The 10,254-nt window shown below is 54.0% G+C and carries 13 protein-coding genes and 1 pseudogene; 3 read left to right on the top strand and 11 right to left on the bottom strand.

From position 1 onward, the window contains the following. On the top strand, nt 1-855 hold an 855-nt coding region (locus G9463_RS22470), incomplete at its 5' end, for a replication factor A (protein WP_165897883.1). Continuing rightward, complete coding sequence (locus G9463_RS22465; RefSeq protein WP_370457992.1) at nt 856-1,590, top strand: RPA family protein; 735 nt, start codon at nt 856-858, stop codon at nt 1,588-1,590. It abuts the gene before it with no gap. Between the two features lie 2 nt (nt 1,591-1,592). Here G9463_RS22465 and G9463_RS22460 read toward each other — a convergent pair whose 3' ends face one another. The 5 genes from G9463_RS22460 to G9463_RS22440 form a co-directional block, all read right to left on the bottom strand. Then, complete coding sequence (locus tag G9463_RS22460) at nt 1,593-1,796, bottom strand: hypothetical protein (protein ID WP_007188937.1); 204 nt, start codon at nt 1,794-1,796, stop codon at nt 1,593-1,595. Between the two features lie 203 nt (nt 1,797-1,999). Continuing rightward, entirely contained in the window at nt 2,000-2,446 is a 447-nt protein-coding gene (locus tag G9463_RS24625) for a hypothetical protein (protein WP_165897882.1), read from the bottom strand. Then, nucleotides 2,447-2,974, bottom strand: a complete 528-nt coding sequence (locus tag G9463_RS22450) for a helix-turn-helix domain-containing protein (RefSeq protein WP_165897881.1) — start codon at nt 2,972-2,974, stop codon at nt 2,447-2,449. Between the two features lie 419 nt (nt 2,975-3,393). Next, a complete protein-coding gene (locus G9463_RS22445; protein ID WP_165897880.1) occupies nt 3,394-3,786 on the bottom strand; it encodes a hypothetical protein in 393 nt (130 codons plus the stop codon). Beyond that, nucleotides 3,783-4,550, bottom strand: a complete 768-nt coding sequence (locus tag G9463_RS22440; protein ID WP_165897879.1) for a ParA family protein — start codon at nt 4,548-4,550, stop codon at nt 3,783-3,785. The genes G9463_RS22445 and G9463_RS22440 overlap by 4 nt, the downstream gene beginning before the upstream one ends. A gap of 164 nt (nt 4,551-4,714) precedes the next feature. Between G9463_RS22440 and G9463_RS22435 the strand changes: the two genes are divergently transcribed. Further along, nucleotides 4,715-5,230 (top strand): type IV pilin, encoded by a 516-nt coding sequence (locus G9463_RS22435; RefSeq protein WP_049938394.1) that lies wholly within the window; start codon nt 4,715-4,717, stop codon nt 5,228-5,230. A 401-nt stretch (nt 5,231-5,631) separates the two neighbouring features. Here G9463_RS22435 and G9463_RS22430 read toward each other — a convergent pair whose 3' ends face one another. From G9463_RS22430 to G9463_RS22405, 6 genes and pseudogenes are all read right to left on the bottom strand, one after another. After that, on the bottom strand, nt 5,632-6,186 hold the full coding sequence (locus G9463_RS22430; protein ID WP_240150125.1) for a ParB N-terminal domain-containing protein: 555 nt from the start codon (nt 6,184-6,186) through the stop codon (nt 5,632-5,634). Nucleotides 6,187-6,563: 377 nt separating this feature from the next. Then, the gene (locus tag G9463_RS22425; RefSeq protein WP_165897877.1) at nt 6,564-7,907 is read right to left on the bottom strand and encodes a DUF790 family protein; all 1,344 of its coding nucleotides are present in this window, start codon (nt 7,905-7,907) and stop codon (nt 6,564-6,566) included. Continuing rightward, nucleotides 7,894-9,303 carry a DEAD/DEAH box helicase family protein gene (locus tag G9463_RS22420; RefSeq protein WP_165897876.1) on the bottom strand — a complete coding sequence of 470 codons (1,410 nt, stop codon included), beginning with the start codon at nt 9,301-9,303 and terminating at the stop codon, nt 7,894-7,896. Before G9463_RS22420 ends, G9463_RS22425 begins: the two co-directional genes overlap by 14 nt. 62 nt (nt 9,304-9,365) lie before the next feature. Then, entirely contained in the window at nt 9,366-9,725 is a 360-nt protein-coding gene (locus tag G9463_RS22415) for a hypothetical protein (RefSeq protein ID WP_165897875.1), read from the bottom strand. Nucleotides 9,726-9,884: 159 nt separating this feature from the next. Beyond that, nucleotides 9,885-10,169: a HAMP domain-containing sensor histidine kinase gene (locus tag G9463_RS22410; RefSeq protein WP_240150124.1), complete on the bottom strand. Its 285-nt coding sequence runs from the start codon at nt 10,167-10,169 to the stop codon at nt 9,885-9,887. Next, nucleotides 10,156-10,254, bottom strand: a pseudogene (locus G9463_RS22405) (IS1595 family transposase); the annotation flags it as partial. The gene G9463_RS22410 and the pseudogene G9463_RS22405, both read right to left, overlap by 14 nt.

Below are 10,254 nucleotides of genomic sequence, written 5' to 3'. Positions count from 1 at the left end.
GAGGAACGGCTCACCACACTTGTCGACGACTACAGAGTCCCGCTCGACGAAGCTCAACGCAGTGTCGTAAGTACCTATCTTTCCGACAGCGATGTCGACCGTGACGATGTCAGCAGCGAGAACGAGAATCAACAGGTCGATCTCGAGGAAATTACCGAAGCCGAACAGTGGGTCGATATCACCGCGAAAGTCGCCGACCTCTGGGAGCCCCGTAGCGACTCGATAGCACAAGTCGGCCTCCTTGGTGATGAAACCGGGACGATCAAGTTCACCAAGTGGGCCAAGTCCGACCTCGAAGCACTCACTGAAGGCCAAGTCTACCGCCTTGGAAATGTCGTCACTGATGAGTACCAAGGCCAGTACTCGGTCAAACTCAATCGCACCACCACCATCGAAGCACTCGAACGGGATATCGAAGTCGGCGATGACACCACCGATGCTGAAGGGGCGCTCGTCGATATCCAGTCAGGCAGCGGGCTGATCAAACGCTGTCCTGAAGACGACTGCACACGTGTTCTGCAAAACGGGCGATGCAGTGAACATGGCGAGGGCGAAGGCGAGTTCGACCTCCGCATCAAGGGCGTGATTGACAACGGCGATACAGTCCAGGAAGTCATTTTCGACAGAGATGCGACTGAGCAGGTCGCCGATATTACGCTGTCTCAAGCACAAGAGATGGCCATGGACGCTTTAGATACAAGCGTCGTCGCCGACGAGATACGTGAGGTGACGCTTGGGCGGTACTATCGCGTTCAAGGCCCTGAACTGGGCCGGTATTTGCTCGTCAACGAGTTCGAGCAACTCGCCGAGATGCATGATCCAGAACAACTCCTCATCACTGCGAGGTCGATCTAAATGAGCCAAGGACAAGCCCCGATGCGTGAACTCGCACAGCGAGCCTTCGCTGGGGAATTCAATGATGCAGGCTACACCTTTCGGGAGTCAGATGATGACCGCGCACCCGTCTATGCCCTGCTCCCGACAGGCGCGAAAGCAAACCGCGTGTTTGTCGTCGGTACGCTGACCGAAACCGACGACGTCGGCAGCGATGATGAGTACTGGCAAGGCCGAATTGTCGGGCCCACAGGGACGTTTTTCACCTATGCTGGCCAGTACCAGCCCGAAGCAGCCGCAATGCTACGGGAGGTTGATCCGCCCGTCTTCGTTGCGCTCGTTGGCAAGCCCCGAACCTATGAAACCGACGACGGCGACACCAACGTCTCGCTGCGACCAGAGCACCTGACCGTTGTTGATGCAGACACCCGCAATCGCTGGGTGACAGAAACAGCGAAGCGAACTCTTGAGCGTCTCAAACGCTTCGACGACGATACCAACGAGTACGCTGCCATGGCTCGCGAAGAGTATGACACCGATCCTGACCAGTACCGACAAACCGTGATCCAAGCGCTCGAAGAACTCACCGACGACGCCGAAACTGTCCCGACTTCGCAGGATCAAGCCGGTGGCGTGACACCATCCACAGCAGAGGACGCATCCGGTAGTGCTACGGAAGTCTCAACAGACGAAGACAGTACGTCACAGTCGGGTGACGACATCGGCGACTTCGATACGACTGACCTCGACTCGTAAGGCTACTGCTCGCTTTCCGGGTCTTGCGAGCCATCCCGATGCTCGGTAATATACAGCTGTCCGTCAACCTTGTACAGGTAGCCACGGTCAACCAGTCGTTCAACTACGTGCTCAGCGGTACCGACTGAGCGCTCTGTCTCACGCACTTTGGTCACGGCGGCATCAACCCCGATGCTGTCTCCGGGCTCGATTTCCTCGTAGAGCATATCATAGACAGCTCCTAACGATCCAGGTGGTCGATTACGCTTCATATGTGATTAATACAATTTCACTCGCCGGCTACCTATGCATTGATTTCGGAGATAGTAGCAGTCAACTCTGATTAGATGTACCGGTAGCAATCGTTGCGAAAGCGGTTTGTTACTCATAGAGAGAGATGAAACAACTGCTCAGTAGATGTGCAAGCTGCTCAATTCTCCCAGAGCGTTTGGATACGTCCCTCAATAGCATCAAGAACCGTAGAGTAGACATCTAGTGGGTGGCGTGATGACAGTGACAAGTCGGTGGCTTCCACTGCGGTTGGTGGTTCATGGAAGTGCAGCCGTCCGTTGTGTGGATTGGGATGACAATCCCAGCGACACTCCCATCGGCTATCATCCTCGTATGTTTCAACGTAGTGGAACGAGAAATCTCCGGTCGTGAACCAGCGAATATCGAGCCGAGCCGCTACAACGGTCTCAGGATACTGTCCCACGTCGACTAAGGCGTGAAGCAGGCGAGGTTCGTAGCTGTCGGGGTCGAATTTCGTCTCGAAAATGAGTGTCTCAGTTCGAAGATGCCGGGCCAGGAGTTGTAGCGTCTGTCGGTCGGGTGGACCAGGCGATCCTGAATTCGGAGTAGTTGGGTCTGGCCCCATCTATGCCGAAATTAGGTGCCCATCGTTCTCTGCGAGCTGACGAGCGAGTTCGTACAGTCGAATATCCCGAATGACACTGCGCCACTCACTGACTGCAGTCATCCGGTCATGAATAGCCTCGTGGCTGCCATGGTCGTAGACGTTCACAGCAGTTGGATCGGTAGCGCCAAATTCATCTTCATAGTCGGCCCGATCTTCTTCAAGTTCACTGACTCGGTTGATGATCTCTTTGACAGTCAGTTCGTCGGCAATCCGGCTGGCATCTTGCCATTCTAGATACCCCTCGTTGCGTTCGTACTGCACGGGTCGGCCGTCACGGTTCACGCTGATAATGCCCATTTTGGCCAGTCGATCAAGATGCTTTTTCGCAGCGTTCGGAGAACAATCTGCAACGTCTGCAATCTCGGCAGCGGGGGTGGGTGAAGTAATCCCCATAGCGACATCGTAGACACGACTGAACGTATCCTCCCCCTGCTGCCACCGTGGTTCGGTGGCTGTTGACTCCGGTGCCGGATCAAACTCCGTCATAAGTATTGATAGGATACGAAGCGCAATATATCTTTTCGGAAAATCAAATATATGCGTTTCTCCTCTGGGGACTCTGGAATCATAAGAACGGTGAGTTGGTCAAGCAGTAGGCACGCTATACTGACCGACACAGTCTGAATTATCAAAAATTTTATATTTGGTGCAGGGATCAAACACCGTTGGGGTCCGGTCCACCACCCCAATGGCTTCTCGCTCCTGATGAGTTATTTCGTGAATCTCACGTGAAGTACCTCGGGGACAAGGCCCAAGACACTCGGCCTGTTCCGCCTGTAGAACACTTCTTGCGCCCCTTCGATATCGTGATCCCAAGGCGATAACGTGCAAAGCCGAGTTAGAAGGGTGACTTTCTATGTGCTACCCTAGGTTGGGATAGGGAGATGCCGGTTGCAGAATCGCGTTCACTCGGTTCCATCAGTATTGTGGCCTTCCAATCGCTGCGCGATGTCCTCAACGTCCATTTCGTCCACCTGCTCCAACCCGAGCTCGACGAGGAGCGGGTAGAAGTGCCGAGTCTTCTTTATATCCACATCAGAGTTGCTTTCCGAGAGTGCAAGATCAAGGCGCTTGAACGCGGTCGTGACCTCATCGTCGAGGTCATCATCTAAGTAGAAGCTCCTCACGTTCCATTCTTTCTTGATGTTCTGTGCTTTCTTGTTCTTCTGTGCGTTCTGTGAAGTACTTGAACTCATGTCGGTCTGTGATTTCGTATCGTTCAGTGACTCATTGTCGTCTCCGTCACCGTCAGCATCGAAGCGCCTCGACAGACGATCGTCGAGATCGTCGCCGCTCATGGTGCCACCTCTTCAGCAATCTCGGCATACACAGCCGCCATATCGACATCTTCGGCGTCGTCAGCGAACACTGACCCACCGCTCTTTACCGCACGCTTCAGGGCTGCTCGGGAACGGATGATCCATACCGGTACACGACCTTCGAACCGGTCCTCGTACCAGTCAATGCTGGATTGCTGCTCGTTATCTAGTGGGTAGCTGACGTTCGAAACGATGACTCCGAGGATGTCGATTGCGGCTCCATAGTTGTCTTCGAGAGTATCGAGTTGGCGGAGCAAGTGCGTCAGCGCCAGCTGACTGGATTCGTCGGCTTCGACCGGGACGAGAAGATTCTCCGCAGCGAGGACAACGTTGTCGTTCAGCGGTCCGAGACTTGGCGGGGAGTCGATGACCATGACGTCCCAATCATTGACACTCTTGAGAACGTCGCTGAGTCGGAGCCTGGGGCGCATTCCGGAGCCGATGAGTTCCTGCTCCAAGTGGAACATATCGATGTTTGCGGGGAGCAAGTCGTATTCGTCGTGTGTGACGACGAGGTTCCGGATATCGTAGTCAGACGGCGAGTTCAAAGCGTCTGCGAAGTTCGGTGAGTCAGCCTTGTACGCCTCTTTGAAACCGAGACGGTGGGTGAGATACCCCTGTGGGTCCATGTCGATGGCCAGGACATCCAGGCCGCGATCGGCGAGCCCGCCGGCAACGTTGATCGTGTTCGTCGTTTTCGACACGCCCCCTTTCTGGTTCGTGATTCCGATTCGTTTCGTCATGTCGTTCCTATCGTTCTGTGAAGTCTGTGAGTTCAAATAACTACGTCAGACATAGGACAGGGACCATGGAATCACGAGCTTCGACGTCTGGGTTCCAGAAAGCCGACGCACGCACCGTCCCTGAGTGTGAAGTATTTTTACTAAAGGAGGGGTTGTATATTGTAATGCACCTGAAACAGTTGTTGTGCACTGATGACGACGCAGTTTCGCCAGTCATCGGGGTTGTGCTCATGGTCGCAGTTACCGTGATCCTCGCGGCTGTCATTGCAACGTTTGTATTAGGAGTAGGCGATAGCGTCAATGACACTGCGCCACAGGCAAGCTTCAATTTCAATTATGAGCAGAATGGCGGGGGCTCAGATGAGCTTGCAATCACCCACAATGCGGGGGACGCCATTGCGGGCGAGAATCTCAATGTCACCTCTACCGGTGCTGCAACTGAAGATGATGACAGCGCAAGTATTGGTACCGATGTGTTCACTGGCACAATAGACGCAGGAACAACAGCGACTATCAACAATACGACCTTCAAAAGAGACTCTGACAACAAGGTCCTTAGCAGCGCTGGTGGACCAGACTCACGGCTCAATCTCTCTGCCGCGACTGTCAGGGTCGTTTACATTGATACCAGTAGTGATAGTTCCGCAACGCTTGGACGCTGGGAAGGTCCCGATGTCTGACTGAGCTACCGGAGTCTTGATTCGTGATACTACTGCCTTCATATTACACTGGATTATGCGTATACCACGGCAGTAGGCTGTACTAATGCTGATGGATGACACGGGCCCACTGATTGGTATATAATACGCTCTGTGTCGGTATCAGGTAGACCGTGACAAAGTGGATTGAGAGAGTGCTGACACGCAGTGGAACAGGGTGATGTCGGTTGGGGCTTCTTGCGCGTCAACTCCAGAGTCCGCCGTCAGCACTCAAGCTGGCGATGACAAGGGCAGTGATGAGCGCCGACGCTGGAACGTGAAATCAATGTTGATAGATCCATCTATCGCTTGATCCTACTGATGTCAGCTGTGGGGTCGATATCGAATGGGTCCTGTGCCTTCTCAGCTACACCTGCTGCAGGTCAGTCATTTTCACTGTTGGCATCGTCAGAACTGTCTTGCGCCTCGGCTTCTGGGCCATCTTCGGGTTCATTCGCGTCGTCGGAGGTGTTGTTGAGTTGACTCCGGTGGGCGACGGCGAACAACTCGGCGGCTTGGTCGTCGGTCACATCAATGACTTCGACGGGATGGTGGTCGAGACCAGCGACACGAGCGGCCTTGATGCGTTTGTGGCCGTTGATGACCGTTCCATCCTCTCGTACGACGGGGAAGCTCTTGGCGTACTGGTTGCGGTAGCAAGACCGGATCATGCTATCCTTCGGTTCGAACTCGAGATTGTGGTCGGGGAACGGCTGGAGTTCGTTGACATCCCACCATTCGACCCGCTTCTGTGGTTTGATGACCTCAACGATATCTGGCGTGCGAATGAAGACGCTGCCGAGTTCCTCTGTGTCGTCAACGGTCACAGTGTGCATTACGACACTGCCCCGACTGTGGTGGACACGTTCGACCCATCCCTCGTATGTTCGCCCCTCTGTGACGACACGGGCGTACTTGCCCTGTAAGGCCCTGTCCATCGAGTCATGAAACGGATTGCTGGTCATTCTTGGATTAGCTAGGTGTTCTTCCCGGAGTAGCTCAGAAGTCGGTTCACATCACTGCACAGTCCGCTTAGAAGCATACTTTTTGTGCCGACGACTGGATATATAAACCACCCACCTTCTCGTTGGACCCGACAGAACTCGTCGGCGCCGACGACTCCGCTGGCGCGACAGCGTTGCAACTGCTTGGAGATCCGTTTCTGATCGGTGGTTACCACGCGACCCGGTCGTCAGGAGGACGATTCGCTGAGACTGAACGTCGAACTGAGAGAGCGTTCCGCGCTGCGCGGGTAATCATACGGGAACTCGTTGAAGAACCTGCAAGGAAGCGCGGAAAAGCGAGGCAGACCGACCTACTCAGCCTCAATGGCATATTCCTCAGCCAACTCCACGACATCATAGACGTGAATCCCCGATTTGAACCATAGCACGCGGTCGTCCATCCCGTCGAAGTCCGCAGACGAACAGTCTAATCGCTCAGACACAGCGACAATGAGATTATCTCGGTTCGCCTCGCGTATCTTCGCCAACTTCTCAGCAAGGTACTCTGGTGTCCAGAAGCCAACGATCTCGAATATAACTCGCCGGCCGTCTGAATGTTCGATGGCGAAGTCTGGGAGCATAACCTCCGCACCTAAGTCCAGCACATCATCCTCTCGTATGAGTTCCCAATCCGTGTTCGCGCGCTCCCACTTCTGTGCAAGTGTCCGTTCCACATCAGAGTCGAAGTCGCTCTGCGCAGCGTAGTGTGAAGACAGGTCGTCAGTGTCATCAAGCGCAAATGAAAGCGTTTGAGTCGTCGATCCACCCCCATCATCCAGAATGTCGGCCTCCATCTCCCACCGATCACATAACGGCAGTGCTGGCAGAAAGTTCGCCATCCGTATCCCATACTTCCGCGATTTCGAAAAGAGGGACGCCGCCCCATCTAAGATAGCTTCGTATCCGTCTGCTGCATCGGTACTCCCCACGCGATTGCCGTTGCTGTCGATTGGATAGATACGGTGCATCAACCCGAACAACTTCACGTAACTGAATACCGTCGCAAACGAGTCCCAGACTCGCACTCGCATCTCGGTCGCATCGTAGAGGACAGCCTGTGCTAACGCGAGATTATAGCGAGTGAGAAGCCAGTCAGGCGTAATTGTATCCGCTGCATATGATTCCTCACTATCACCCGTCAGTTGAGTCGTGGTTGAGGACTCCTCGGCATCTTGGCATTCATCGGAAACACGGTGTCCAAACCGAACAAGTCGTTTGTGTTCCTCCAAGTCGGCGTACATCCCTTGATGACACTCTTCGAGTGTGATACCCAGCGCATCAGCAACGGAACTGTACACTTCTAACTTCTGCGTGTCCTCACCGAGGGTGGGCTGGCGAACAATCGGATACGACTCATTTGCTTTCTCGAACAATCGCTGACGAATCTCATGTGGCTCAACTGGAGCAACCGTCTCGAACTCACACTCATCTTTCAGCAGTTTCGCCAGTCCTTGGACGACCTTGTAGTCCGTATCTGCGATGGTGAGTTGGTCAATAGTGTCCTCCAGATCACCTTTCGGTTCACCGAGATGGGCCTCAAAAATCTGAATGAGTTCCTCAGCCGTCTCTTGGTACTGCTGCTCGCTGGGGTCAATGAACAGCGGCGTAATAGTGTCCTCGCGTGTCCGTGAACGTGCAAGATTAGCTGTCAGCATTCGCTGTCACCCCCTGTCGTCGCTGCTCAGAGACATATGTTTCCACCGTGTCTTCAGCAATAATCTCGTAGAGACGGGCGGGTTGCCTGTCGTCCGTCGGTCGAAGAATCCGACCTAGCCGTTGGGCATACTGCCGTTTTGAGGCACTTCCAGAGAGAATGATTCCGACATTCGCAGAGGGAACGTCAATTCCTTCGTCCAGTACCTGTGACGTAGCCAACATCGAGTACTCACCCGTCCGAAGCCGCTCCAATATCTCTGTCCGTTCGTCAGTCTCAGTTTGATGGGTGATGCAGGGCACGACGAACTCTTGGGAGATCTCGTACGCGAACTCGTTGTTGGCGGTGAAAATAATAGTTCGGTCATTGTAGTGTCGCTTCAGCAGATTGTCGAGCGTATCCAGTTTCTTTGCAGCAGTACGGGCGATGTTTTCCGCCCGTTGCTTGGCAATGAGCGCCCGTCGTCCCTGCGGGTCATACGACGTTCGTTTGAGGAATTCCTGATATCCGTTCTCCTTCCAGAGCTCGAAATCGTGGCTGTCCACGTAGTCACGGTATATCTGGTACTCCTCGTCGTACGTTGTCCGTTCCTCGTCTGTGAGTTCGACTTGGAGATGAATGGTCTCGTATTCGCTGAGATACTCCCCAGCAAGTTCATCAACCGCCTCTCGATAGACAACCGTTCCAAGCAAGTCCTCTAATTCTTCGTGTGCTCCATCGGCACGCTCGTACGTAGCTGTGAGTCCGAGTCGATACGGTGCAATCGTCATCTCGGGGATCTGCTGGTAAGTTGGGGCTGGCAGGTGGTGTACCTCGTCTACCACGAGAAGCCCGAACTGATCGCCATACTCGTTGATATAGCGGTAGGCAGAGTCGTAGGTTGTCACCGTGATGTCCGCTATATTATGGCTACCACCACCGAGAACGCCCACGCCGTCTGGGAGCTGGTCACCGAAAGCGTTGGTGAGAGTCGCGTGCCACTGGTTCATCAGGTCGATGGTTGGCACAACCACGAGCGTACTCACGCCCGCGTCTGCAATGGCTTGGACAGCGAGGAACGTTTTCCCACTCCCTGTCGGAAGAATAACACTCCCCTGTCGGCCATTGTCCAGCCACGCCGAGAGAGCGTCTTGCTGGTACTCCCGTGGTTCGATAGCGACAGACGGTGTGAGATAGAAGTCTGAGTAGGCACGAGCGTCGTCCTCTATCTCATCAACAGTCGCTGTGGATTCTTCGAGGGTCGCTTGTCCATCGGACTCGGTTGCCCACTTTCGGATAAGACGATAGTGCTGTGCCTGCGCCCGATACTCGTCGACACGGTCATCCCATTCGGCATACGGCACAGCCTCAGGCGCGTCTTCAAGCAAAAGCGTGCCATCATCGAATGAGAGACGCATTCACCTCTCTCTATGCAGGTGGGATACTTGTCCTTGCTGGGGTAACACACCAACAGGGAGGACTACATTGGGAGGTCGTCAGCGATTGAGCGAAGGTCGCTCTTTGTCGGCTGTCGTCCAACGTCGACGGAGTAGTCGCCGACCCAGAATCGAAACTGCTGATGGTCAACATCGAAGTGGAGTCCACAGGAGACATCTGGTTCTGCCTGCTCGTACTCGGACTTGCTCACGTTCTCGCCCTCTTGAAGCGTTTCAAGAAGGTACTCGGCGGCGTGTGGGCGTTGCTTCATCGCCAAGATATGATCGGTTGCCACGTGTTTCAGCACTTCTCCACCTGTGTCGTATCTGTCGCCAACCAGATAGAATTCTCCGCTGAACTCGTAGGATTCAACGTGGATGCTGAGAGCATATGTCTCGGCCATACGTGATTGTCGTCACTCTGTGACACAAACATTACGCCCCAGTTGGTGTGAGGACAGGTAATGACAACAGACTGCCGCCCTGACGAAATTGAACTGGATGTGCTTGATAAAGGATGCTGTCAGAATATACAGAACTTGCAGAATGCGGCAGAGGTATTTTTAATTGTCTGTCTGGGACGATGATACATCGACACCAGTAAACTCAATCTGTGCTCCGCCATTGGGGCTCTGTGTTACGGATGCATTCCAGTCATGGGCGTCAGCAATCTGTTTGACGATTGAGAGCCCGAATCCGGTACCGCTTCTTGTGCTTGTATAGCCGTCAGTGAAAATCTGGTCACGTTCTACTGGATCAATCCCCGGCCCATCGTCACTGACAAAGAATCCATCTGTAAATGTACCACGCTCTTGTGAAGCACGTTGTTGATTTTCAGAGAGCAGCATCAAGAGCATGTTTGAGCGCTTCGTCACCTGGTTTTCTGTAGAGTTCGCAGCGGAGCTGAAAGGCTCTGAGATACGGTGTTAGCTT

Source organism: Haloarcula sp. JP-Z28, from assembly GCF_011440255.1.
GTDB lineage: Archaea > Halobacteriota > Halobacteria > Halobacteriales > Haloarculaceae > Haloarcula > Haloarcula marismortui.
Note: the sequence above shows the minus strand (reverse complement) of the source record. Positions and strands in the feature narration are given on the sequence as shown.

Coding starts and splice junctions, on each gene's coding strand:
- G9463_RS22465 (WP_370457992.1), top strand. CDS start 856: ATGAGCCAAGGACAAGCCCCGATGCGTGAACTCGCACAGCGAGCCTTC.
- G9463_RS22460 (WP_007188937.1), bottom strand. CDS start 1,796: ATGCTCTACGAGGAAATCGAGCCCGGAGACAGCATCGGGGTTGATGCC.
- G9463_RS24625 (WP_165897882.1), bottom strand. CDS start 2,446: ATGGGGCCAGACCCAACTACTCCGAATTCAGGATCGCCTGGTCCACCC.
- G9463_RS22450 (WP_165897881.1), bottom strand. CDS start 2,974: ATGACGGAGTTTGATCCGGCACCGGAGTCAACAGCCACCGAACCACGG.
- G9463_RS22445 (WP_165897880.1), bottom strand. CDS start 3,786: ATGAGCGGCGACGATCTCGACGATCGTCTGTCGAGGCGCTTCGATGCT.
- G9463_RS22440 (WP_165897879.1), bottom strand. CDS start 4,550: ATGACGAAACGAATCGGAATCACGAACCAGAAAGGGGGCGTGTCGAAA.
- G9463_RS22435 (WP_049938394.1), top strand. CDS start 4,715: ATGCACCTGAAACAGTTGTTGTGCACTGATGACGACGCAGTTTCGCCA.
- G9463_RS22430 (WP_240150125.1), bottom strand. CDS start 6,186: ATGGACAGGGCCTTACAGGGCAAGTACGCCCGTGTCGTCACAGAGGGG.
- G9463_RS22425 (WP_165897877.1), bottom strand. CDS start 7,907: ATGCTGACAGCTAATCTTGCACGTTCACGGACACGCGAGGACACTATT.
- G9463_RS22420 (WP_165897876.1), bottom strand. CDS start 9,303: ATGCGTCTCTCATTCGATGATGGCACGCTTTTGCTTGAAGACGCGCCT.
- G9463_RS22415 (WP_165897875.1), bottom strand. CDS start 9,725: ATGGCCGAGACATATGCTCTCAGCATCCACGTTGAATCCTACGAGTTC.
- G9463_RS22410 (WP_240150124.1), bottom strand. CDS start 10,169: ATGCTGCTCTCTGAAAATCAACAACGTGCTTCACAAGAGCGTGGTACA.